This is a genomic window from Paenibacillus hubeiensis, from assembly GCF_032334105.1.
In the GTDB taxonomy this organism is placed as follows: Bacteria; Bacillota; Bacilli; order Paenibacillales; family Paenibacillaceae; genus Paenibacillus; species Paenibacillus hubeiensis.
Window position 1 is genome coordinate 264,239 of the sequence record NZ_JAVYAE020000004.1, and the last position, 22,772, is coordinate 287,010.

Below are 22,772 nucleotides of genomic sequence, written 5' to 3' on the forward strand. Positions count from 1 at the left end.
TTCCATCAAACGGCTAATCCTGCTTGCGCGGCACAACCGAAATCCGGTAAGCGGCGACGTTCAACCCTTTTTCCACGGCATCCGTAATCAGGTCCTTCACGACTTTGTTCTCGGCTCCCTTCGCTACGACGAGCACACCTCTGATCTGCGGTTTGAGCCTCTTGGTGACGATCGGCGTCTGATCACCCGACACTTCATACGTGATGATCTCCCCGTCCCGGGTATACTGGGTCATGTGCCTTTTTCCGCCATTGGCATCCGTTTCTTCCGTGAGCTGTTGGGAATCCTTTACGTTCCGCTGAACAACCAGCTCCTCGGTGGAATCGACGGTGACCATGACGTCGACCGTCCCCACGCCGACGATGTTTTCCAACACACCTTTGATTTTGTCTTCAAACGCGGTTTCAATCACCTGAAACGGATTGGACTCGTCAAGGCCCTCCTGAACGTTTGCTGCCATGGATGCAGCAGGATTGGGCGGTTCTCGCCCGATGTTTTCGGAATCTACTTTTTTGACGTTGATGAACGAACTGAACACCATGATGCCCACGCCGATCAAGCCAAGAATGATGAGCCATCGAAACGTGTTGCTGCGCTTCTGGCCTTCACCGCCGCTGAACAACGATTCGATCTTTTTAAACCACTGCTTCATTCGGACCCCTCCTTCTTCATAGTGGTTTTGCCCCCCGCTGTTCCTGAACGTGCACTTTGCTCGCATCCACGTCCCAATTCTCGCTGAGCAGGGTCATGATCTGGACGGTGAGTTTGGAATCGGGGCCGCCTTCCTTCCCTTCCTGAACGATTCCCTGTTGTTCTTGTTCACCCATCGCAGGCAAAGCCCCGCTCTCCGGATCTTTCGGCTTATCCTCCGCAGCATTGGCATCTGCGCCAATCTGCACGGCCGGAATGTGAACTTCTCCGATTTCGATCGGCTCCCTTGTTGCCAAAGATTCTTCTTCCAAAGCTGCCGGATCGGTTTCGTTCATGGACTTCGTCCCCGCCCCGGTGCCCTGCAGAGCCTCTTCTTTTCCCTGCTCTTGATGTTGTGCAGCCATCGTCACCAGCACCTTGCGGATGACGGGTAATTCAGCCTGCGCAAATGCCGAGTCCGGCGATGAGTGCAGCTCCATGCCCAGTTGAACCTCTACGGATTGAACCCGTTTGCCGGTTTCCTCCTCAATCTGATCTTTCATCGCGCTGGAGAGCTCCCTTGCGGTCCACTGTAAGGACTGTTCCTGTTCGCCGGCTCGCAATTTTTTGCCCTCAGCCAGGATTTGCTCCAACGTTACATTCCCTTCATCCATATCTTCCATAGTCGACATGGCCCGCTTGAGCTCGGCCACCGGATCGCTTCGCAGCAGCCTGGTCAGGGGGGACAACAGCGTAAGCAGAATAAGGAGGCTCAGCACAAGCTTGACGTACCGCTCCATGGAACGATTGGGCAGCAGCATCTCCACAAAGGTTGCGAGCAGGACAATCATGATCAATTCCTGAAGCCAGTTGCTCAGCCACCCCATCCTTTCCGCCTCCCGTCCCTTTCCTTTATCGCATCATCACCGTCAGATTACCTGCTGTGAGCAGTATGGTAATTGCCAGAAAAAACATCAGTCCGACCGCAGCCAGGGCGGCAAATACGTAGATCATCGCTTTCCCGATTGCCTGCAGACACCCGACGATCGGAGTGTCGCCCAGCGGCTGCATGATCGCACCCGTTATGTTGTAGATCAAGGCAAGGGCAAGAATTTTGAGTGCCGGAAAGGCGCAAAGAAACAATATGATAATGACTCCCGTCAGCCCGATCGCATTTTTGACGAGCAATGAGGCCGTGAATACGGTATCGGTGGCATCCGCGAACGTCCGTCCCACAATGGGAATAAAGTTCCCTGCAATGTATTTTGCTGCCTTAAGGCTAACCCCGTCCGTGACGGAACTCGTCGCTCCCTGCACGGAAATGACGCCGAGAAACATGGTGAGCAGTACGCCCAGCAGTGCCACGCTAATGTTACGGAGCAAGTCGGCAAGCTGTGTCAGCTTGTATTTGTCGGAGATCGAGCTGACCAGATGCAGCACCGCCGAGAAGAACAACAACGGAAAAACGAGCATGTGAATGAGCGTGCTTACCAAATGAATCATGAAAATAATCATGGGATGCGTCACGGATACCGTTACGATGTTCCCCATCGATGCGAGGAGGGTGAACAGCAGCGGCACCATCGCCATCATGAAACTGACCATGCCTTCAATGGCATCTTTGGCGTATCCGATCGCCACGCTGAAACTGTTGATAGCAATAATGATGATGACCATGTAACAGATCGCATACGCGATTTTGCTGATATTGTTTTTCTCAAACGCGGTCTGCAGCGTTTCCAGGATCATGCTCAGCACGCTTAACATGACAATGGTGACCAACAATTTGCCGTTGTACATGATCTCGTGCAGCATAAAGGTTCCGATGGCAACGAAAACCGATTTCAGGCTGAATCCTTCATTGCCGGGAACGAGCATATCCATGAAAGAAGGCGTCTTTCCTTCGGGAAAAAAACCGCCATACTGCTTCATTAGCTGGTCCCAGTACTTTTCCACCTGGTCTTTGGGCAGCTCATTCGCCTGTTGCTGCATCCATTCGTCCGCAGGCGCAGTTGCCGCAGCCTGTCCGATAAAGGCAAACAGAAAACACGTCACAAGGATAAAAGCAAGGCTCCAGCGCGGCTTCTCTCTGATTCGGTTCATGAATAATCCGCATGCCTCCTTTTACACCGGCATCAGCTTCATGACGGTTTCGATAATGATACCGATGATCGGAATTGCCAGCACGAGGATCAGCACCTTGCCGGCAAGTTCGATTTTGGAAGCGATGCTTTCCTGGCCGGCATCCCGCACGATCTGTGCGCCGAACTCGGCGATGTAGGCAATGCCGATAATTTTAAGCACCGTTTTCAGGTAAACGCTCTCCATGCCCGAGTTTTCGGCCAGCCGTTTCAGCACATCGATCACGGACCCGATTTTTCCGATCAGCAGCATGAAAATGATAATGCCGGTAGCCGCGGCGATCAGAAACGCAAACATGGGCTTCTGTTCCTTGATGACAAGAATGAGAACCGTTGCGATCAGCGCCAGACCCACGACTTGAATAATCTCCACAGGTCACCACCATTCCGGCTTCATGACCGCATCATTGGAACAGGAATATCGATTTGATTTCCTGCAGCAGGCCGTCCAGCATGCGAACAACCATGAACAGCACAACGACGAATCCAATCACGGTCACCCAGTGCGCCATATCTTCCTTTCCCATCTGTTTCAGAACGGTATGAATCATCGCAATGATGATACCGATTCCCGCAATCTGAAAAATTGCGTTTACTTCCAAATTCATGACCTTGGCACCTCACTATCCCGGCAATTTCAGAAGATCAGAATTACGATTAACGCTCCTACAAGCATCCCGAGGTTACGGCTCATCCGTTCATACTTCATTTGATCGGCTTGTGCACGGGACTCTTCGTGCATCAGTTGCTGAATGGCTAGCGAGATATGTTTGGTCTGATCCTGACGGTCGCTGGTGCCAAGACTATAACTCAATTGCAGCATGACTTCCCGCTCATCCTCTTTCATGGCCGACTTGGCCCAAGCCTGCTCGATGCCTGATTGCAGACTGTCACGCGCCGTTTGCCCGTGAGGTCCCTCCATACGGTTCCCCGCGTGCAGAAAAAGCGTGCGTACCGGCTCTTTGGTCTGAGCGGCCATTTTGTCCATGGCTTCCGGCAGGGGAGTCAGGCCGTAATTGATTTCCGTCATCAACCGCTGCAAGGCAGCAATCAGTTCCCGGAGCTGTTTGGGTCTGAGCGCGTATTGCCGGGCGCGATAAAAACCGATCATCGTACTTGCCAGAAGGATCAGCACCGCACCGAGCATGTTAAGCATAAGCTTCTCCTCCTGCTCCCGCCGGGGTAACCTGCAAACCACGCATCTTGCCGTCCGCGAGCCTGAAGCTGGTGCCCCGGCTCGTCCGCCGCAGCTGCACGTAACGCTGGAACGTCTGCCCTTCAATCAGGGCGCGCAAGGCAGGTCTGGAAGCAAGCTCCATGAAGTCGCGGCCGTGAGCGGTTGCGATGACGGATACTCCGGAATGCAGCGCCTCCATGACTGCTTCGGCATCTTCCGGACGACCGATCTCGTCCACAATCAACACGTCCGGTGACATGGAACGGAGCATCATCATCATGCCTTCGGCTTTCGGGCAACCATCCAGAACATCCGTCCGCGGACCGACATCGAAGCCGGGCACGCCGCGGTGGCTGCCTGCAATTTCGGAGCGCTCGTCCACGATGCCGACCTTGAGGCGGGAAGATAATCCCTGGACGCGCTCACCTGCCCCCGGCAACCCGGTACCGCTGCTGATCTGTCTCGCCAGATCCCGCAGCAGCGTCGTTTTCCCTTGCTGGGGAGGCGACAGAATCAATGTATGAAATACCTGTCCGCTCTTGGCATCCCACAGATGAGGCAGGATGCGGTCAGCGATGCCGTGTATTTCGCGCGCGATTCTCATATTGAACCCCGTGATGTCCCGCAAGTATTCGACGCGTCCTCCGCTAACCACGGTCCGTCCAGCAAGTCCAATCCGGTGGCCCCCGGGAATCGTGATGAAACCTCTGCGGAGCTCCTCTTCCAATGTATACAGCGAATGGTTGCTAATCATGTCAAGCAGCTTGTGTGCGTCTTCTTTGGAAGGAACATAAGCATCGTCCGGCTTGTCCGTCAGACTGCCGTCCGGGCACAGAAAATGATAGCTGCCCCCGGCATTGGCCTCAAGCGGCCTTCCCGTGCGTATGCGAACTTCTTCCACTTGTTCCGATACAGCGGGCGGCATTCTTCCCAGGATGGTTTGGATCGGTTCCGGGAAGAGCTCCCTCCAGTTCACTTTCATGATCGGCCCTCCAACCCCACAATTGTGATGATCTCTTTTCTGATGCTGTTCCTATCTCAATTCTATGCCTGTACATTCGAATTATGACGACGAACTCTAGCAATTGTTCGAAAGGGAGAGAGTAGCGCAAGTGGAGAGACATAGAACTTCCAATTTTATTTATTTCTGAAAGGGTGGGGAGGCTGCAAACGATAGGCACCTGTCTATGGAAGGGTGCATATAGTGCACAAACAGATTCCGTTATCCCGATTCCGCTATGCGGACGATGGAGACATTTCCCCCAAGAGAAGAAAGGAGTTGTGGGGTGTGCAAGTGGATGTGATAGGGAACGTGGACGAGGTTCGAAAAATGGACATCGCCGGGCGGAGTGTCGTGGTGATCGACGTGCTGCGAACGACGAGCACCATCGTGACCGCACTCGCCTTTAACGCTGCGGCAGTGGTTGCGGTAGAGACCGTTCCGATGGCCAAACAACTGGACTTGAAGGATTGCATTCGCGGCGGTGAACGTTTCGGCAAAAAGCTCGCCGGATTCGAAACAGGCAATTCACCCTATGAATATATGACAGAAGACATTGCGGGCAAAACGGTCGTACTCACAACGACGGATGGAACGCGGGCATTGATCAAAGCTGCCGGAGCCAAGCATGTCCTCGCAGGTGCATTTTTGAATGTCAATGCCGTAGCATCGGCCCTGAGCAGGCTTCGAAGAGACGTTCTGCTTTTATGCGCAGGTCATCAGGGAGAATTCGCGCTGGAAGACGGCCTGTGCGCAGGCATGATCATCGGTGCCATGAAGGATCAAACGCCTTGCGAATTAAGGCTGAATGATTTGGGCATGGTCCTGTATCAAGCCTCGCTTCAATGCGAAAGCAAGCTGTTCGAGCTCATAAGAGCTTCCGCCGGGGCCAAAAGTCTTGAACGGCAAGGGAGGCTGCCCGATATTTCCTATTGCGTGCAGACGAACCTTCTGGACTGCGTACCCGAAATGGACGCCAGCCACCCGTTGCAGCTATTTCGCAAAATGGGGCGGGAACAGGCCTCTAATTTGTCGTAAACAAAAAGAGGCGTCCTGACCCTAAAGGGATGCAGAACGCCTCTTTATTTATTTTATCGACGGACTTCCGGGCCGCCAACAAAAGCTTGTTCTTCCGTATCCAGGTCGAATGCGGTATGCAGCGCTTTAATTACATCATGAAGTTTGTCTCCGTCAATGACGCAGGAAACCTTGATTTCGGACGTGCTGACCATTTTGATGCTGACGCCTTCGCCGGAAATCACTTTGAACATTTTGGCGGCTACGCCAGGATGGCTGACCATGCCTGCTCCGACGATCGAAATTTTAACCAGCTTTTCTTCAGAGGTCACTTCGCGGTAAGGCAAACGGTTGCGGAGCCCTTCAATGACAGTCAGTGCTTTCTCGCGATCCGTCAAAGCCACCGAGAACGAGAAATCCGCTTTCCCGTCCATTACACCGCTCTGAACGATAATATCAACATCAATCTGTGCGGATGCGAGTTCGCCGAACACTTCGGCCAGTACTCCCGGAACATCCTGTACACCCATGATGCTGATGCGCGCTACGTTTTTGTCATAGGCGATTCCACTAACCACTACCCCTTGTTCCATTGCTGCTTCCTCCTTCACAACCGTTCCTTCATTATGGTTAAAGCTGGATCTGACGATCAAAGGCACACCGGAATGCTTCGCGTACTCTACCGCACGCGGATGCAGAACGGCCGCTCCCAGATTCGCCAACTCCAGCATTTCGTCGTACGAGATTTCCTTCAGTTTGCGGGCTACTTTCACGATTCGCGGATCGGTGGAGTAGATTCCGTCCACATCCGTGTAGATTTCGCAGGCGTCAGCCTGGATCGCCGCCGCAAGCGCTACCGCTGTTGTGTCTGATCCCCCGCGCCCGAGCGTGGTAATTTCCCCGTCTTCGGTCATGCCCTGGAACCCGGCCACGATAACGATGTTGCCTTCGTTCAGCGCAGCGGTTACCCGCTCCGGACGGATATCGTTAATGCGTGCCTTTCCATGAACAGGCTCTGTCACAAAGCCAGCCTGCCAACCTGTAAAAGACACCGCCTTGCGTCCAAGTGCCTGGATCGCCATCGCTAGCAGCGATATGGAGATTTGCTCTCCTGTCGTGAGCAGCATATCCATTTCCCTTGCAGGCAGATCGCTGTTCAGCAGTTTCGCTTGATCGATCAGGTCATCCGTCGTATCTCCCATGGCCGAAACCACGACGACACATTGATGCCCTTCATCTGCTTTTTCCACAACACGCCCGGCTACACGTTTCATGCGCTCCGTATCTCCGACCGAGCTGCCCCCAAACTTCATGACGTACAATGACAACGCAAATCCACTCCCTACCTTGTGCAATATGCATACTTGATGCCCATCGCCATTATTCTCTCTGGAACATGACTTTAACCCAGTATAATACGAAAGTGTCAGATCGGCTAATCTTTTTTAACAAAAATGCTTTTCCGGTATGACGGAAAGGTCCAACCTCGCCTCAAGCATAACGATTCTAAAATGTGAAAAAACCCTTTGTCATCGAAATGACAAAGGGTTGGTGTATACACGGGCATACGCTTGTTCCGGCACGATTACGCGCGGGAAGAGTATTTGCCTTCGCGAGTGTCGATGATCAGCACGTCGCCTTCGTTAATGAACAAAGGAACTTGCACGTTCAAGCCGGTTTCCAGCTTCGCGTTTTTGGTTGCACCTTGGGCAGTATTTCCTTTTACGCCCGGCTCGGTTTCAACGACCTTCAGCTCAACGCTTGTAGGCAGGTTGATCCCCAGAATTTCGCCTTGATAGCTGACGATGTGCACGTTCATGTTTTCTTTCAGGAAGTTCAGTTCCCATTCCAGTTGATCGCTTGTCAGCGTGAACTGGTCGTATGTTTCGTTATCCATGAATGTGTGCTCGCTGCCGCTGGCATACAGGTAGGAAACGCCACGGTTTTCGATCATAGCACGGCCGATCGTTTCACCCGCACGGAACGTACGCTCAACCGTGTTGCCGTTGCGCAGGTTTTTCAGTTTGGAGCGCACGAATGCTGCACCTTTGCCCGGTTTAACGTGTTGGAAATCCAGCACGGTAAAGATATCTCCGTCTACCTCGACGGTCAAGCCTGTTTTGAAATCGTTAACTGAAATCACGAATAAATCCCTCCTGGTTGAGTTAAAAAATTACATGGTTTATCCGATTACGGTAAACTTCTTGTCCGACTTCGTCAAAATACGAATGCCTGTCTCCGTAATCACGACATCATCTTCGATACGTACGCCGCCCAGACCGTCGATGTAAATGCCCGGTTCCACCGTAACGACCATGCCCGGTTTCAGCACATCGTCACTAAGCTTGGACAGACGCGGAGCCTCGTGCACTTCCATGCCCAGACCATGACCTGTGCTATGCCCGAATTGTTCCCCGTAGCCATGCCCTGCAATGATATCGCGCGCAAGGGCGTCAGCTTCGCGTCCGGTCATGCCCGGCTTCAGGTTTTCCAGCGTATGTAACTGCGCCTCCAGCACGATGTCGTAGATTTTTCGCAGCTCGGGCACCGGCGTTCCTGTTGCAATGGTACGTGTCAGATCGGAACAATATCCGTCCAGCAGTGCGCCGAAATCGAACGTGATCAGTTCATTTTGCCCAATGGCCTTGCTGCTTGCTCGTCCATGAGGCAAGGCAGAACGCACGCCCGAAGCCACGATGGTATCAAACGAAGAGGATGTCGCCCCGTTTTTCCGCATGAAAAATTCCATTTCAAGATCGACTTCCGCTTCAGTCATGCCCGGTTTTGCAAACTGCAAAACATGGCTGAACGTTGCATCCGCCAGATCAGCCGCTCGCTGCATAACAGCGATTTCGTTCTCGTCCTTGAACATTCGCAAATGCTCCACGATACCCGATACGGCTTTTAATTCAATGGATTGAAGCGCCTCGGCATAAGCGCCATACGTTCCGTAAGAAACATGGTCCTGTTCAAAGCCGACTGCCGTGATGCCGCTTTGGGCCAGCAATTCGCGTACCGTTTCAATCGGTTTAGGACCATGCTCGACCACGTTGAAGCCTTCGGCTTGCTGCGACGCTTGCGCCATATAACGGAAGTCGGTCACCAAATAAGCTTCTTGCTCCGTAATGAGCACATAGCCGGATGAACCCGTAAAACCCGTCATATATTGACGGTTCACCGGACTTGCGATCAGCATCGCTGCCAATCCGCGCTCCTGCATCGCCTCGCGCAGCTTGTTCACTCTTTTGTTTTCCATCGGTAACCCTTCCTTCTCTCACATTCCCGGGTTCCCGGCTCAGGTTTGTTTGTCCAGATGACGCACGAGAGCCAGCAATCCCAGTTCATAGCTTACTTCGCCAAATCCGGCAATCTGCCCGATCGTCACTGCAGCGATGACTGATTGATGTCTGAAAGCTTCACGCGCATGAATGTTAGATAAATGAACCTCCACGGTAGGAACCTTTACCGTACTGATGGCATCGCGCACGGCATAACTGTAATGGGTCAGCGCGCCGGCATTCAGAATGATTCCGTCCGCCTCGCCCAAGGCCGCATGGATGCGATCAATAATGTCCCCCTCGTGGTTGGATTGGTAAAAAGCGATGGAGACACCCAGCTCCTCGGCTTGTCTGCGAATGTTGTCCTCAATCTCCTTCAGACTAAGCGTTCCGTAGATGCCCGGCTCGCGTACGCCAAGCATGTTCAGGTTCGGGCCATTGATCACGACGATTCGTTTCATAGCTGCTCCATCCTTTCTGCAAATAACCATCTGCTATTTTAACACAGCCATTGCCGGATTGAGAAGCTTTTTTGCGGCTGCTAGCCCGCTTCTTCGGGCTCGCGCTTCCGCTCGTCCGTATACTCCATCGCCACGGTGTAACCGATAAAGAGGCCCCACAGCAAAAAGAAGCACAATTCGGTGAAGATGGAGTCCCAGGTCAGGCGGTTTATAGGCTTCATCATCCCCAGCTTGGGACCGAGAATCACGAACAGGATGACCCACCATACGATGCCGTAAACCATGCCGGGAATCGGCCCTTTTTGTTTTCTCAGGCTAAACGTGTAAATCACCGACACGAGGATGGAAAATGCGATAAAAAACAACCATCCCGTCAAATGGCCTGCTGCCGTATATATGAACCGGTGCTTGAAAAAGGGTTCCGCCAGAAAGCCTATAGGCACGACCGTAAAGTGAAGGAAATAAAAAAACCAATGTACCCCGCCCCAAATAAAGCCGGCAAAAAAACCGAGCTCAATCGCAAAAGGCAGCGGCTTCGTATGGCCTTGTTGCTGGCTTTGCCTCGGCCTCGCCTTTCTCTTCGATTCTTTCGAGCCCGTCTTGGGATCTTCCGCATGTATTGTCCGTTCTTCCACATATTCTGCCATTTGCATTCTCCTCAAGATTTAATCGTTCTCCTGCCTGCAGAATCCTTGCAGCCTTGTTCTCCGTCCCAGGTAGTATGCTCCAGTTCAGGCGAATTTAACAACCAACACCGCGGATATCCCCTCAACTAGAAATTGCTCTCAAAATTCGATACAATAAGGATATTAATCGACCTTCGAGCCTGAAGGGATATAAGAGAATAGGATGGTGAATAATTTGCCTCAACAATCCAAACCTGTCAGCTACGGGGGGCAAGCCGTCATCGAAGGCGTCATGTTCGGCGGCAAACACGTGAACGTTACCGCTGTGCGGAGAAAAGACGGCGAAATAACGTATCTGGAAGTTCCCAAGCAAGACAAGTCCTGGGTCATCAAACTGCGACGCATACCGCTTCTGCGCGGGATTGTCAGCATCATAGATTCCAGCGTCAAAGGCAGCAAACACCTTAATTACTCGGCCGACGCCTACGCGGACGATGAGCTGGAACCGGAAGAACGCGAGAAGCAAAAGGACAAACAAGGCTCGGGCTGGAGCCTGAGCATGATTATCGGCGTAACCGCTGTAGCCATCCTTTCTTTTCTTTTCGGCAAAATTGTTTTGACGCTGCTCCCGGTAGTCGTTGAGAATTTCCTCTTCAAGAACGCATTTGACAACCAGTTCCTGCATAATTTACTGGAAGGCGTGATCAAGCTGATCCTGCTGCTCGCTTACTTGTGGCTGATCTCGCAAACGCCGATGATCAAAAGATTGTTCCAATATCACGGCGCGGAGCATAAAGTAATCAGTGCCTATGAAGCGGGCGAAGAGCTCACGCCGAAAAACGTTCAAAAATACAGCCGTCTCCATTATCGCTGCGGAAGCAGCTTTATCATGCTGACGGTGATCATCGGGGTATTCCTCTATTCGCTCTTCACATACGACAATCTGTGGGAACGCATGGGACAGCGCCTGCTCTTGCTGCCGGTCGTACTGGGCATTTCGTTTGAACTGTTGAAAATCACCAATGCGATGCGCGATATTCCTGTACTTCGCTATCTTGGGTACCCAGGACTGTGGCTGCAGCTGCTGACAACCAAGGAACCGACCGACGAGCAGGTCGAAGTATCCATCGCATCATTTAACCGCATGCTTGAGCTTGATGCCAAGCTCGCCAATGCTTCCAGCACGTCGGAGGTTCCTCTTGCAACTCTTGATCCTGTGAAAGGGTGATTGATATGAACAAGCAGGCGATCGTATTTTGGACTTTTATCGTTCTCGCCGCTTTCGGAGTACTCAGCTGGTTGTCCAACGCTAGCATCGTCCAGATTTTGATTCCAGTGGTGGTCTTGGGGGGTGCATTCCTGCTCTACAAATTTCCGCCCCGCCGCTGGCAACGCAAACAGACGCCGAAGATCAAGCCTTCAGCGAAAACGATGGCCAAGGTCAATGCTCAGAACAGTGCCAGAAAGAGCCACTCCACGCGTAAACGCAAAGATTACCCGTTCCATGTCATTCAGGGACAAAAGGGAAAAAACGATGAGGATGTACCGAAATTCCATTAACACATTCGTTTGAAACATGAAAAAGCAATGCTTTTGCCCCATAGGCGAAGCATTGCTTTTTATTTATTGGAGGGAGCGGCTTTGGGCAATGTCCCCTGCACTGCTTTGCTGCTCGAATTCCGCCGTTCCTTGTTTAATTGCTCCCCGTATGTCTTGACGTTCCAGCCGTTGAAAAAGTCGGTGCCCGAAGCAACCCCTGATTCGTACAACGCCAAGCTTTCGTCCGGGGTTAAGCGGAATTGGGTCGGCTTGATTCCAAGCGTCGGTATTTTAACGGTTCGGAAGCGGTTGATCTGCTCGATGTAACGCTCATCATGAGCCGTCAGCATCGTTTCTACCAAAGCTTGAAGCATGCTTAGCGGGCCCTTGATCGTCGCCGGCTGTCCCTCCGTTTTGCCGACCATTTTGAATCCGACCACCGGAATGATCTCCCCGCTCCGCTTCGAGCGTTCACCTTCAAACAACCATAACGGGAAATTGCTGAGCAATCCCCCGTCCACGACGTAAACAAATTGTTGGCTGAACGGCAGCCCTTTCGAGAATGCCGGCGATTTGCGAATGACAACCGGGTCGAAAAAGTAAGGGATGCTGCAGCTCATGCGCACAGCTTTGGCAACATCCAATTTGCCGGGTTCGATGCCAAATCGGCTGATGTCGTCAGGCAAAACCAAAATGTTGCCGCCGGAAATGTCGGAGGCAATGACGTTCAGTTTGCCAGGGGGCAGGTCGGCAAAGGAACGAATGCCCTTTTGCTGCAGCATGCTGCGAATCCATGTTTCCAAGGCTTCGCCAGAGTACAGTCCCTTTTTCAAAAAAAGCCTTGCCGCCGGACCAAGCCAGCGCACATCAAAAATCGGGGCACGACGCAGCAATGATGCAAATGGCGTATTCTCAATAATCCCCCGCATTTCGTCCGCTTTATACCCCGCGGCAATCAACGCCGCAACGATCGAGCCCGATGACGTGCCTGCAACGCGATTGAATTGCACCCCATGATCTTCTGCGCTTTTCACCGCCCCGGCGAGTGAAATTCCTTTCACTCCTCCGCCTTCAAAGACCGCATTGATCAACATAAACAAACCCCCGTTCCCATGCAACAATAGTTCTACTGTCACTGTATGAGAACAGGGGCCCGTCATATGTCGTCAATATGCATTACAAGCCGTAATATGATTTCAACCTTGCGATTAAACCGAGCGGGTCCTTCGTCAAGTATTGGGAGCTGAAATAAATATCTCCGCCAATGGCGTTGTATCGTTCATTGTATGCCAATTGATCGATGATTTCCTGCGAAGTCTGCCACCCCGATTCGGTGGTTCCTATTTTGTACGGGGAGTGTCCGATATACAATTTGACATTTGTATTCGCGACTTCGTTAACCCACCAATCTACGACTTTGTCATAACGTGCGGCGCTCAACGTCATGCTCCAATATACTTGCGGAGCCACGTAATCGATCCATTCCTGTTTGATCCAAGTACGCACATCCGCATTCATGCTGTCATACGCGGTTACACCTGCTTTGGTGTCTGAACCCGTCGCATCCACCGCTTTATTGCGCCATACGCCAAATGGACTGATTCCGTATTCCAGGTTCGGATTCACCTGATGAATGCTTTCGCCAAGCTGCTTCACGAACTGATTGATATTGTCGCGGCGCCATTCGGCACGATCATTGGTGTTTAATGTGTTATAAGTCCTGAATGCCGCATCATCATTGAAGGTCACGTTGGACGGATAGAAATAATCATCCAAGTGCACCCCGTCAATATTGTACCGGTTTACCACTTCCATAATCGTATCGATGATATGCTGCCTTGCCTCCGGAATGCCGGGGTTGATGTACAGCTTGCCTCCCGCATTGACGATCCACTCCGGATGAAGCTTGGATACATGATTCGCCGCCAATCCCGTTGTGCTCGCCGAATTCGTGGCGCGGAACGGATTGAACCAGGCATGGAACTCAAGCCCGCGTTTGTGCGCCTCCTCAATCATGAATTCCAGCGGGTCATAACCCGGATCTTTGCCTTGCGTTCCCGTAAGCACACTGTTCCAAGGCACCAGACCCGAAGGGTAAATGGCATCCCCGTTGGCTCGAACTTGCACGAACACCGCATTGATACCCATACCTTTTAATTGGTCCAGCTGCTGCGTATAATCCAGCTTCTGTTTCTCGATATTGCCTTTTGCGCCGGATGACGGCCAATCGCCATTCACCGTGGAAATCCATGCTCCGCGCATCTCGTCGGTTGCAGGCACATTGCCCGATTGATCTGAATTGCCCGGATCGACCGGTGTAACCGGCGTAGGATCAGGCGTCGTCTCCGAACCGGAGTCGTTTGTCAGCGTGAACAGATCAATCGTCTGCGTCGCCTGGGTCCAGTTCACGCGAATGCCCAGGTTTTCGCTGACGAACCGGAGCGGCACCATTACGCGCCCCTGTTTCACCTCAACCGATGCATCCAGGTTCACCGTCGCATTATCCACCGCTGCTTGCTGTTTTCCCTTCGTCATTTGAATGATTGTGCCCGACTTGTTGATCGTTACCGTTTTGGTGGCTTGGGACCAAAATACAGATGCTCCCAATCCTTCGCTAATAACTCGGAGCGGCACCATAGTCACATTCACTTTGGGCAAAATATAAGGCGCCACATCCGACTCCAGACGCTGCCCGTCCAGATGAATCACAATGTTCTGACCGGCTGCTTGAGCAGACAGCCCTGCCGTTTGCAAACCCAACACAAAAATCAGCAGCATAACCAGGCTCTTACGAAACTTCATCCATTCAATCCTCCATCATATCCTTTTTCGCGGAAAATTCTGCTAGTTTAATAGACGCGTCAAGTGACCGTTTAGTTGCGATAAATGGATAAAATGCTGGCAAAAAAACGAAGGATGCCCTCGCGGCCTCCAATGGCACGGGGACATCCTATGTTCTTGCAGCATGATGGATGAAGCGGCTCCTTATTCCGGATCAGAACTAGGACTCGGTGTTGCTCATGACTTCCTGCAATTTCCGGAGATCGTTCAAGCGGTTTTCGTTCTGCCTGAAATATTCGACCAAGGTTTCGATGCATGTAATCGAGTCCCAGCTCAAATGATGCTCGATGCCTTCAACGTCTTTGTAAATGTTCTCTTCCTGCACGCCGATGGTCGTCAAAAATTCCTCCAGCAAATGATGACGTTCCATTAATCGCTTGCCCATCTTTTTCCCTTTTGGAGTCAGTACCAATCCACGGTACTTTTCATAAATCAGGTACTCGTCCTTGTCCAGCTTCTGGATCATCTTCGTCACCGAAGAAGGATGCACTTCCAATCCTTCAGCGATATCGGATACGCGAGCATAGCCCTTTTCATCAATGAGTTTGTATATACGCTCCAAATAATCTTCCATACTGGGCGTTGGCATCTGCTTCCCTCTCTTCTCTCTGACCGACACACGACACGATTCGCGCCTGGTCCCTATCCTTTAATGATACATGTTATCAATGCGCATTGGCAAGTCCTGCGCGACCCTGAACCATGCAATCCATCCTTCTGCCCACCATGAACGCAAAAACCGCTCAAGTATTTGGCATGCGTGCATCTGCTCCAAATAACCCAAACTAATCTTGGCAGCCAGCCATGAAAGGAGCAAACCAACCTTATGAGTACGAGCACAGCGTCTCCTCCCGTCCGGAAGGCAAAGGGGACTAAACCCTTTATTCCCGATTTGGTCTATTTTGAACCAGGCGCGCTGGAATACGACAAAGGAAAACGCATCATGGAGTGGGTCAAGTCCCAAGACATCCCTTACCAAATGACCACTTCCCATAACAGAATTACGAATTTACCGGGAGAGACGGAGCAGGAAAAATATCGCATGGCCAAACGCACACTCGTTGTGGGCGTACGAAAAACGCTGAAATTTGACCAATCCAAACCTTCAGCGGAGTATGCCATTCCGATTTCCACAGGATGTATGGGCCATTGCCACTATTGTTACCTGCAAACTACCTTGGGGGCAAAGCCCTATGTAAGGGTCTACGTAAATACCGAGGAAATCATCCAGGCAGCGAAGGGTTATATCGACGAACGAGCACCTGAAATTACCCGCTTCGAGGCAGCCTGTACATCAGATCCGGTGGGCCTGGAGCATATTACGGGAAATTTGGGGGACCTGATTCGTTTCATGGCTGACGAACCATGCGGACGCTTGCGTTTTGTGACCAAGTACCATCATGTTGAACCGCTGCTGGATATTAAGCATAACGGCCATACCCGCATTCGTTTCAGCGTTAATGCCGATTACGTTATTAAAAATTTCGAACCCGCAACTTCCAGATTCGAAGAACGAATCGAAGCTGCAGGGAAAATTGCCCATGCCGGTTATCCGCTCGGTTTTATTATCGCTCCAATTATTTGGTACGACGGCTGGGAGAAAGGCTACGCCGAATTGCTGCAAAAGCTCGCGGATACCCTCCCTGAGGAGGCGACCAGCAATCTTACCTTTGAAATGATCCAGCACCGTTTCACCAAAACGGCCAAAGCCACGATCGAGAAACGTTACCCCAAAACCAAACTTGAAATGGATATCGAAAAACGCAAAATGAAATGGGGCCGTTGGGGGCAGTATAAATACGTCTACAAAGACGACCAGCAGGACGCGCTGCGCGAATTCATTACGGAGCGAATTTTTGAACATTTTCCATTAGCCAACATCGACTATTTCACTTGACTGTTTCGCATCCAACCAAAAAAGCCCCATGAACCGGATTCGCATCCGATGTTCATAGGGCTTTCACCTCAACCTATGGCTATATAAGTTGAACTAGCCATTTACACGATCACGGAGAGGCAGAACCAATCTGAAGAAGCGAAGCTAAAAGCTTTCTGTAAGAAAGCTCCATCGAAAGCATACGCTTCGCATTTATCACCAGATTTTCCCCTTAAATAATCATCCAATCCGGCGTAATCTGCTGCAGCCAAATCGTAATCTTGGTCATCTGGTCAGTGAACAGCAATATGCCAAGGAATAGCATTAACGCCCCGCCCACTTTCATCATCGCATTGGAATAACGCAAAATCCAGCGGGTCGAGCCGATAAAAAAAGCAAGAACAAAAAACGGAACGGCAAATCCGACCGTATAACCGGTAATCAACGCAAACCATGTCGTCGGTTCACTTGCAGCCATCGCAATGATTGCCGTTAAAATGGGGCCGATACACGGGGACCATCCTGCAGAGAAGCCAATGCCGAATACAAAAGACCCTACATATCCCGCAGGTTTCCATTTCAACTCCAGCTTGCGCTCTTTCATCAGAAACTGCGGTTTGAACACCCCAAGCAGGAATAACCCCATCAACATGATCAGAATGGCGGATAGCTGCCGGATGAGCTCGCGATTATCATTGAAAAAACGTCCGAACAGCCCTGCACCCAATCCAAGCGAATAAAATACCGCCGAAAAACCTAAAATGAACGCCAGCGTGTGCGTCATCGTTTTCATGCGAACCTCGCGCTGGTTGCGCTCATCTTTCAGGCGCTGCACCGTCATCCCGGTGATATAGGAAAGATATGACGGATACAGAGGTAAACAACAAGGGGATATAAATGATGCAAATCCGGCTATAAAAGCCAGCCATACGTTAACATCAGGCATGAAGCGAATGTCTCCCTTCTGTGGAAGCTCACTTGCCAATTGCACATTTGATCACGTTCAAGCGTCAGGCACGGAATCCCTTTTTGGCGACCATCGTCATGATCAGCATCATAATCAACAGCAGTACAATCGTAGCACCCGGTGCCAGGTTCCAGATCCCTGCTACAACCAATCCAATGACCACGGCAATCTCACCGATGACCACGGACAATACTATTGCCGACTTGAAACTTCTTGCCATCAACAAACTGACGGCAACCGGTATGGTCAGCAACGCAGATACGAGCAAAGCACCCACGATTTTGATGGCTGTGCTAATGACCAATGCCGTCATGACCGTAATCAGCATGTTCAGCACACGAACCGGCAATCCCGTCACTGCCGCTGCATCCTCTTCAAAGCTAAGCAGAAAAAACTCCTTATGAAGCAAGGCAACGATGACAACGACAATCAACGTAACGATGCCGACCAGCTTCAGGTCGGTTGCATCCAGCGTATAGATGCTTCCGAAAAGATAACTCATCACATCGGTATTGTATCCCTTGCCAAGCGTAAAGAACAGCGAGGCCAGCGCCACGCCGCCGGACATAATAATCGCGATGGACAATTCCGCATAGCTTTTGTAAGCCTTGCGCAATTTCTCAATCGCAAATGAGGCAAGCACCGCAAACACAAGCCCTACCGCAATCGGATATACCTCAATCAAAAAACCGAGGGCAACCCCGGCAATCGTAACGTGAGAGAGCGTATCTCCGATCATGGATAGACGGCGCAATACCAGAAACAATCCAATCAGCGGGGCGGTGATGCCAATCAGCAACCCGCCTGCCAATGCCCGCTGAAAAAAATCACTCATTAAAATTTCCAAAACGTACACGACTCCTTCGGCCTTGCTCTATTCTGGCGGACAACTGCCGTTTACCGCACCTGCGCCGTCGTATGCTGCAGATTGGTTTCCGCGCAATCCTCCACCTCATGCGAGTGACGAACATGAAAATGAATTTTACCGTTCGTTACCGCCGGCTGCGAACCTAGATAATTTTCCATTCGGTTCATGTCATGGGAGACCATAAGGAAAGTCATCCGGTGATGCTCATGCATATGGGTAATCAGTTCAAAAAAAGTATCCTGGGATTCCGCGTCAATCCCCACGGTTGGTTCGTCAAGAACAAGCAGATCCGGACGGTTGATGAGCGCCCGCGCCAGAAACACGCGCTGCTGCTGCCCGCCAGAGAGCTGTCCAATCCGTTTGTGCGCAATGTCCTCGATTCGCATGACCTGCATGGCATCCGCACATTGCTGGTTGGCCTGGCGTGTCATGCGGCGAAACATGTTTTTGTTGTTGTACAGGCCGGACATGACAACCTCTCGCACCGTTGCCGGAAACAATGGATTGAAAGCATTTTTTTGCGGAACATATCCGATGCGCTGCCAATCCTTGAATTTGCGAATGGACTGGCCGAACAACTTAATGTCGCCTTTCGCAGGCGGCAGAAGCCCGACCAACATACGCAGCAGCGTTGTTTTGCCGGCGCCGTTCGATCCGATGATGCCCACGAAGTCCCGTTCTTGCACCATGAAATTCAAATGTTCAATGACTTTCTGTTCACCATAGGAAAACGACAATTGCTCGATTTCGATGATGGGATCATGACATAGTGGCATGATTTGCTGCATGGCAAAGCCACCCTTTCTTTCTATTTCAGGATTCGGACGAATCCCAGTCTATCTTATTTTAATGCGATCAGGAGATTTTGCAAATTTTTCTCCATTAATGTGAAATAATCGTCTCCGCTTGCTGCCTGCTCTTTCGTCAGCCCCTCTACCGGGTTCAAGACCATCGTTTCCACGCCGGCTTCGCCAGCCAACGTTTTGGCCAGTTTGTCGGATACCAGTTCCTCGAAGAAAATGTACTTGATGCCTTCTTCCTTTACAAGCTTAGACAGATTCACGATATCCTGACCCGTCGGCTCAGCGTCCGGGGACAATCCCATGATCGCATGCTGTGTCAGGCCGTAATCGCGTGCCAGATAACCAAACGCCTGATGGGATACGACGATTTCCTTGTTCGGCACTTTGGAAAGCTCGTCGGTAAATCGTTGATCCAGTGCTGCCAATTTGGTTTGAAGCGCTTTGTAACGCTGCTCGTAGCCTTCTTTGTGAGCAGGATCTGCTTCCACAAGGCTGTTTTTGATATTTTCGGCCATGATCAAGGCTGATTTCGGACTCACCCATGTGTGAGGGTCGATATGATGACTGTCTACCTCTTCTGACCCCGCGTCGTTTGTATGTTCGTCGGCATGTTCATCCTCATGAGCGTGTTCTTCCGATTGTTCCGCACCATGATTGTGGCCATCGTCGCCTTCCGCCATCAAGAGATCCACGCCGTCGCTGACCGCCACCGCTTTAACCTTGGAGTCGCTATCCAGCGACTTGAGGAAATTCGGCACCCATCCTTCAAGCCCGGCACCGTTATATAAGAAAAGCTGGGCTTTGGACGTGTTGACGATATCTTGGCTCTTTGGCGTCCAGTCATGCGGCTCTACCCCGGTTGGCAGCAAGTTGATTACGTTCGCATCCTCTCCGCCGATCGCAGCCGTAAAAGCGTACACCGGATAAAACGTCGTTACGACGTTGACTTTGCCCTCTTCGATTTTGGCACTATTGGAGCTGTTTTGCCCACAAGCGGACAAGATTAGCAAACTCATAACCAGCAAACTGCTCCAAAGCAGACGAGACCGCTTGCCTTTGCGCCGGGCAGTCGCCTGAATCAATGACGGTTTTTCTCTCAAAAATTTCATTTTTTCTATCACTCCGCATCACTTAATCGTAAACATTACTGATAGAATTATAGGTAACCTACCCACCGTTGTCAAGCGTGCTCTCCTTTTCATTCTATCCAGATCTGCGGAGCTTTTATCAGTCTATGCCTGGTTGTCCCCCTTCATGGCCCCTTTCTTGCTTAAAAAAATGGTGAAAAAAGTGACCCGACGAATCGGGTCACTTTCATGCAGCACATACGGGTGCCATAGTTTATTTATGCATACAAGCATGCTGTTCCGTTATTTTACTTGTGCGCCATTGGGCATGCTGTCAGGAACGGTAGCAAGCGTAAGCTGATCGCCATGCGATGCCGCCAAAATCATGCCTTGGGACAGCTCGCCGCGCAGCTTCACCGGTTTCAGGTTCGTTACGCAAATGACTTTGCGGCCGACCATGTCTTCCGGCGAATAAAACTTCGCGATACCGGATACGACCTGACGCTGCTCATAACCGAGGTCCAGCTGCAGCTTCAGCAATTTATCCGCTTTTTTGACGGGCTCGCAGGCGATAACCTGCGCTACGCGCAGCTCGACTTTCGCGAAGTCATCGATGCCGATCTCTTCTTTGCTCTCCGGTGCCTCCACGGCTTCAGCCACTGTGTTTGCTTGCGGCGCCTCAGGCTGTGCATCCGCCTTTTTGCCGCCGGTCATGGCTTCGGAAATGTAAGCCACTTCCTGTTCTGCATCCAGGCGCGGGAAAATCGGATCTCCCTTTTGCAGCGCATTCCCTGCCGGGATCATTCCCCATTGCTTCGTTGTATCCCAGGCGGTAAGCTCGCCTTCCTGGATGCCGAGCTGTTCCCAAATTTTACGCGGTGCACGCGTGAGGAACGGTTGCAGCAAGATGGAAGCGATGCGCAGGCTTTCGATCAGATGGGACATGACCGAAGCCAGTTCGCTGCGTTTCTCTTCGTCACGAGCCAACGCCCACGGCTGCGTCTCGTCGATGTACTTGTTGCTGCGGCTTACAAATTGGCTGATTGCCGTTAACGCAACGGAGAACTGCAGATTTTCCATCGCCTGCTCCACTTTTTCCACGGCCGCATGGCCCGCTTCTTCAAGAGAAGCATCGAATTCGGTTACGCCGGAAGCAAATGCCGGTGCTTTGCCTTCGAAATATTTATCAACCATCGCTACGGTACGGTTCAGCAGGTTGCCGAGGTCGTTCGCCAAATCGGAATTGACGCGTTCCACGAAGCTTTCTGGCGTAAAGGTGCCGTCCGAACCGAATGGAACTTCGCGCAGCAGGTAGTATCGCAGCGCATCCAGACCGTAACGGTCAATCAGCGTAACCGGGTCAACCACATTGCCTTTGGATTTGGACATTTTACCGTCCTTCATCAGCAGCCAACCGTGCGCAAATACCTTTTTCGGCAATGGCAGGTCAAGCGCCATCAGCATGATCGGCCAATAGATCGTATGGAAACGTACGATCTCTTTACCGACCAAATGTACGTCCGCCGGCCAGAACTTGTCGTAGAGCGACGAATCGGCGGAGCCGTAGCCCAGTGCCGTGATATAGTTAGACAGCGCATCGATCCATACGTATACGACGTGTTTCGGGTCGCCTTTTACTTTGACGCCCCATTCAAACGTCGTCCGGGAGACGGCCAAATCCTCCAAGCCAGGCTTGATGAAGTTGTTGATCATTTCGTTTTTGCGGGACTCCGGCTGAATGAAGCCAGGGTTCTCCTCATAAAATTGCAGCAAACGATCGGCATATTTGCTCATCCGGAAGAAATAGGATTCTTCTTTCACCAATTCCACCGGATGACCGCTGTCCGGGCTTTTCGCGGCAACAATGTCGCCCTGCTCGTTCCGCTCCACGTCCACCAGCTGGGTTTCCGTATAATAGGTTTCGTCCGGAATGCTGTACCAGCCTTCGTACTCTCCTTTATAAATGTCGCCCTGTTTCAGCAAACGGTCGAAAATGTCCTGCACCACCGTTTTGTGACGCTCTTCCGTGGTACGGATAAAGTCGTCGTGAGAGATGTCCAGCTTTTTCCACAGATCCTTGATGCCTGCTACGATGCCATCGACGAAAGCTTGCGGCGTTTGGCCTTTCTCTTGCGCTTTTTGTTCGATTTTTTGTCCATGCTCATCCGTGCCCGTCAAATAACGGACATCGTATCCGCGCAGACGTTTGTACCGGGCCATCGCATCGCCCGCCACCGTCGTATAAGCATGCCCGATGTGCAGCTTATCGCTTGGATAATAGATTGGTGTCGTCAGATAAAACGTTTTTTGTTCAGCCATGGCTGATTTGCCTCCTTTTCGGTTTAAAGAACACAAAAAAACTCCCGCCCCAATGGGACGCGAGTTGTTCTCACGTGTTACCACCCAAATTCCCCGCGCTTTTCGCAAACCACGGGCTCTGTCGGTCCTCAGACCGTCCATTAACGCTGGATCACGCCCCAA

The 22,772-nt window shown here is 51.5% G+C and carries 24 protein-coding genes; 4 read left to right on the plus strand and 20 right to left on the minus strand.

The annotated features are described in order from the left end of the window. Positions 1-13: 13 nt before the first annotated feature. Genes spoIIIAG through spoIIIAA form a run of 7 tightly spaced genes read right to left on the minus strand, consistent with a single transcriptional unit; the run spans position 14 to position 4,930 of the window. The gene (gene spoIIIAG, locus RSX24_RS14550; protein WP_236419978.1) at positions 14-652 is read right to left on the minus strand and encodes a stage III sporulation protein AG; all 639 of its coding nucleotides are present in this window, start codon (positions 650-652) and stop codon (positions 14-16) included. 16 nt (positions 653-668) lie between these two features. Next, on the minus strand, positions 669-1,517 hold the full coding sequence (gene spoIIIAF / locus RSX24_RS14555) for a stage III sporulation protein AF (RefSeq protein ID WP_343260992.1): 849 nt from the start codon (positions 1,515-1,517) through the stop codon (positions 669-671). A gap of 25 nt (positions 1,518-1,542) precedes the next feature. Further along, the gene (gene spoIIIAE / locus RSX24_RS14560) at positions 1,543-2,733 is read right to left on the minus strand and encodes a stage III sporulation protein AE (protein WP_236419982.1); all 1,191 of its coding nucleotides are present in this window, start codon (positions 2,731-2,733) and stop codon (positions 1,543-1,545) included. 21 nt (positions 2,734-2,754) lie between these two features. After that, positions 2,755-3,144: a stage III sporulation protein AD gene (spoIIIAD, locus tag RSX24_RS14565; RefSeq protein ID WP_343260993.1), complete on the minus strand. Its 390-nt coding sequence runs from the start codon at positions 3,142-3,144 to the stop codon at positions 2,755-2,757. Positions 3,145-3,175: 31 nt separating this feature from the next. Then, the gene (gene spoIIIAC, locus RSX24_RS14570) at positions 3,176-3,379 is read right to left on the minus strand and encodes a stage III sporulation protein AC (RefSeq protein WP_056696521.1); all 204 of its coding nucleotides are present in this window, start codon (positions 3,377-3,379) and stop codon (positions 3,176-3,178) included. A gap of 29 nt (positions 3,380-3,408) precedes the next feature. Further along, on the minus strand, positions 3,409-3,927 hold the full coding sequence (gene spoIIIAB / locus RSX24_RS14575) for a stage III sporulation protein SpoIIIAB (protein ID WP_236419986.1): 519 nt from the start codon (positions 3,925-3,927) through the stop codon (positions 3,409-3,411). Further along, positions 3,920-4,930 carry a stage III sporulation protein AA gene (gene spoIIIAA / locus RSX24_RS14580; RefSeq protein WP_236419989.1) on the minus strand — a complete coding sequence of 337 codons (1,011 nt, stop codon included), beginning with the start codon at positions 4,928-4,930 and terminating at the stop codon, positions 3,920-3,922. Before spoIIIAA ends, spoIIIAB begins: the two co-directional genes overlap by 8 nt. Before the next feature lie 222 nt (positions 4,931-5,152). Between spoIIIAA and RSX24_RS14585 the strand changes: the two genes are divergently transcribed. Beyond that, complete coding sequence (locus tag RSX24_RS14585) at positions 5,153-5,986, plus strand: 2-phosphosulfolactate phosphatase (protein ID WP_236419990.1); 834 nt, start codon at positions 5,153-5,155, stop codon at positions 5,984-5,986. Positions 5,987-6,039: 53 nt separating this feature from the next. On the opposite strand, the gene RSX24_RS14590 is transcribed toward RSX24_RS14585, so the two are convergent. The 5 genes from RSX24_RS14590 to RSX24_RS14610 all read right to left on the minus strand — a co-directional run bounded on the left by RSX24_RS14590 (position 6,040) and on the right by RSX24_RS14610 (position 10,351). Continuing rightward, positions 6,040-7,293 (minus strand): aspartate kinase, encoded by a 1,254-nt coding sequence (locus RSX24_RS14590; RefSeq protein ID WP_339273353.1) that lies wholly within the window; start codon positions 7,291-7,293, stop codon positions 6,040-6,042. 257 nt (positions 7,294-7,550) lie between these two features. Continuing rightward, the gene (gene efp, locus RSX24_RS14595; protein WP_236419994.1) at positions 7,551-8,108 is read right to left on the minus strand and encodes an elongation factor P; all 558 of its coding nucleotides are present in this window, start codon (positions 8,106-8,108) and stop codon (positions 7,551-7,553) included. Positions 8,109-8,147: 39 nt separating this feature from the next. Next, positions 8,148-9,221: a M24 family metallopeptidase gene (locus RSX24_RS14600; protein WP_236419996.1), complete on the minus strand. Its 1,074-nt coding sequence runs from the start codon at positions 9,219-9,221 to the stop codon at positions 8,148-8,150. A gap of 39 nt (positions 9,222-9,260) precedes the next feature. Beyond that, positions 9,261-9,704, minus strand: coding sequence for a type II 3-dehydroquinate dehydratase (aroQ, locus tag RSX24_RS14605; protein ID WP_236419998.1), 444 nt, complete (start codon positions 9,702-9,704; stop codon positions 9,261-9,263). Positions 9,705-9,784: 80 nt separating this feature from the next. After that, positions 9,785-10,351 (minus strand): YqhR family membrane protein, encoded by a 567-nt coding sequence (locus tag RSX24_RS14610; protein WP_236420000.1) that lies wholly within the window; start codon positions 10,349-10,351, stop codon positions 9,785-9,787. Between the two features lie 214 nt (positions 10,352-10,565). Here RSX24_RS14610 and RSX24_RS14615 point away from each other — a divergent pair, with 214 nt between their 5' ends. Together RSX24_RS14615 and RSX24_RS14620 are read left to right on the plus strand one after the other, a co-directional pair. Then, complete coding sequence (locus RSX24_RS14615; RefSeq protein WP_236420002.1) at positions 10,566-11,558, plus strand: DUF1385 domain-containing protein; 993 nt, start codon at positions 10,566-10,568, stop codon at positions 11,556-11,558. Between the two features lie 5 nt (positions 11,559-11,563). Next, positions 11,564-11,890 (plus strand): hypothetical protein, encoded by a 327-nt coding sequence (locus RSX24_RS14620; protein WP_343260994.1) that lies wholly within the window; start codon positions 11,564-11,566, stop codon positions 11,888-11,890. A 59-nt stretch (positions 11,891-11,949) separates the two neighbouring features. Here RSX24_RS14620 and RSX24_RS14625 read toward each other — a convergent pair whose 3' ends face one another. The 3 genes from RSX24_RS14625 to mntR form a co-directional block, all read right to left on the minus strand. Continuing rightward, positions 11,950-12,963 carry a patatin-like phospholipase family protein gene (locus tag RSX24_RS14625; RefSeq protein ID WP_236420006.1) on the minus strand — a complete coding sequence of 338 codons (1,014 nt, stop codon included), beginning with the start codon at positions 12,961-12,963 and terminating at the stop codon, positions 11,950-11,952. A gap of 82 nt (positions 12,964-13,045) precedes the next feature. After that, entirely contained in the window at positions 13,046-14,671 is a 1,626-nt protein-coding gene (locus tag RSX24_RS14630) for a family 10 glycosylhydrolase (RefSeq protein WP_343260995.1), read from the minus strand. Between the two features lie 199 nt (positions 14,672-14,870). Next, positions 14,871-15,299 (minus strand): transcriptional regulator MntR, encoded by a 429-nt coding sequence (gene mntR / locus RSX24_RS14635; RefSeq protein ID WP_236420010.1) that lies wholly within the window; start codon positions 15,297-15,299, stop codon positions 14,871-14,873. A gap of 237 nt (positions 15,300-15,536) precedes the next feature. On the opposite strand from mntR, the gene splB reads away from it, so the two are divergent. Then, positions 15,537-16,607, plus strand: a complete 1,071-nt coding sequence (splB, locus tag RSX24_RS14640; RefSeq protein ID WP_343260996.1) for a spore photoproduct lyase — start codon at positions 15,537-15,539, stop codon at positions 16,605-16,607. 211 nt (positions 16,608-16,818) lie between these two features. Here the strand turns inward: splB and RSX24_RS14645 are convergent, their stop codons facing one another. The 5 genes from RSX24_RS14645 to metG all read right to left on the minus strand — a co-directional run bounded on the left by RSX24_RS14645 (position 16,819) and on the right by metG (position 22,610). Then, positions 16,819-17,532 (minus strand): cytochrome c biogenesis CcdA family protein, encoded by a 714-nt coding sequence (locus RSX24_RS14645; protein WP_236420015.1) that lies wholly within the window; start codon positions 17,530-17,532, stop codon positions 16,819-16,821. Positions 17,533-17,596: 64 nt separating this feature from the next. After that, the gene (locus RSX24_RS14650; RefSeq protein ID WP_236420017.1) at positions 17,597-18,400 is read right to left on the minus strand and encodes a metal ABC transporter permease; all 804 of its coding nucleotides are present in this window, start codon (positions 18,398-18,400) and stop codon (positions 17,597-17,599) included. Positions 18,401-18,450: 50 nt separating this feature from the next. Then, the gene (locus RSX24_RS14655) at positions 18,451-19,209 is read right to left on the minus strand and encodes a metal ABC transporter ATP-binding protein (RefSeq protein WP_236420019.1); all 759 of its coding nucleotides are present in this window, start codon (positions 19,207-19,209) and stop codon (positions 18,451-18,453) included. A gap of 53 nt (positions 19,210-19,262) precedes the next feature. Further along, entirely contained in the window at positions 19,263-20,333 is a 1,071-nt protein-coding gene (locus RSX24_RS14660; protein WP_438286830.1) for a metal ABC transporter substrate-binding protein, read from the minus strand. 261 nt (positions 20,334-20,594) lie between these two features. After that, on the minus strand, positions 20,595-22,610 hold the full coding sequence (metG, locus tag RSX24_RS14665) for a methionine--tRNA ligase (RefSeq protein WP_343260997.1): 2,016 nt from the start codon (positions 22,608-22,610) through the stop codon (positions 20,595-20,597). Positions 22,611-22,772 lie beyond the last annotated feature (162 nt).

Bases quoted from the DNA above. Each gene is read 5' to 3' on its own strand.
- RSX24_RS14645 (WP_236420015.1), bottom strand. From the start codon at position 17,532: ATGCCTGATGTTAACGTATGGCTGGCTTTTATAGCCGGATTTGCATCA.
- RSX24_RS14630 (WP_343260995.1), bottom strand. From the start codon at position 14,671: ATGAAGTTTCGTAAGAGCCTGGTTATGCTGCTGATTTTTGTGTTGGGT.
- spoIIIAF (WP_343260992.1), bottom strand. From the start codon at position 1,517: ATGGGGTGGCTGAGCAACTGGCTTCAGGAATTGATCATGATTGTCCTG.
- RSX24_RS14600 (WP_236419996.1), bottom strand. From the start codon at position 9,221: ATGGAAAACAAAAGAGTGAACAAGCTGCGCGAGGCGATGCAGGAGCGC.
- RSX24_RS14620 (WP_343260994.1), top strand. From the start codon at position 11,564: ATGAACAAGCAGGCGATCGTATTTTGGACTTTTATCGTTCTCGCCGCT.
- mntR (WP_236420010.1), bottom strand. From the start codon at position 15,299: ATGCCAACGCCCAGTATGGAAGATTATTTGGAGCGTATATACAAACTC.
- spoIIIAB (WP_236419986.1), bottom strand. From the start codon at position 3,927: ATGCTTAACATGCTCGGTGCGGTGCTGATCCTTCTGGCAAGTACGATG.
- RSX24_RS14625 (WP_236420006.1), bottom strand. From the start codon at position 12,963: ATGTTGATCAATGCGGTCTTTGAAGGCGGAGGAGTGAAAGGAATTTCA.
- splB (WP_343260996.1), top strand. From the start codon at position 15,537: ATGAGTACGAGCACAGCGTCTCCTCCCGTCCGGAAGGCAAAGGGGACT.
- spoIIIAA (WP_236419989.1), bottom strand. From the start codon at position 4,930: ATGAAAGTGAACTGGAGGGAGCTCTTCCCGGAACCGATCCAAACCATC.
- aroQ (WP_236419998.1), bottom strand. From the start codon at position 9,704: ATGAAACGAATCGTCGTGATCAATGGCCCGAACCTGAACATGCTTGGC.
- spoIIIAG (WP_236419978.1), bottom strand. From the start codon at position 652: ATGAAGCAGTGGTTTAAAAAGATCGAATCGTTGTTCAGCGGCGGTGAA.
- RSX24_RS14610 (WP_236420000.1), bottom strand. From the start codon at position 10,351: ATGGCAGAATATGTGGAAGAACGGACAATACATGCGGAAGATCCCAAG.
- spoIIIAE (WP_236419982.1), bottom strand. From the start codon at position 2,733: ATGAACCGAATCAGAGAGAAGCCGCGCTGGAGCCTTGCTTTTATCCTT.
- RSX24_RS14660 (WP_438286830.1), bottom strand. From the start codon at position 20,333: ATGAAATTTTTGAGAGAAAAACCGTCATTGATTCAGGCGACTGCCCGG.
- metG (WP_343260997.1), bottom strand. From the start codon at position 22,610: ATGGCTGAACAAAAAACGTTTTATCTGACGACACCAATCTATTATCCA.
- RSX24_RS14655 (WP_236420019.1), bottom strand. From the start codon at position 19,209: ATGCAGCAAATCATGCCACTATGTCATGATCCCATCATCGAAATCGAG.
- spoIIIAC (WP_056696521.1), bottom strand. From the start codon at position 3,379: ATGAATTTGGAAGTAAACGCAATTTTTCAGATTGCGGGAATCGGTATC.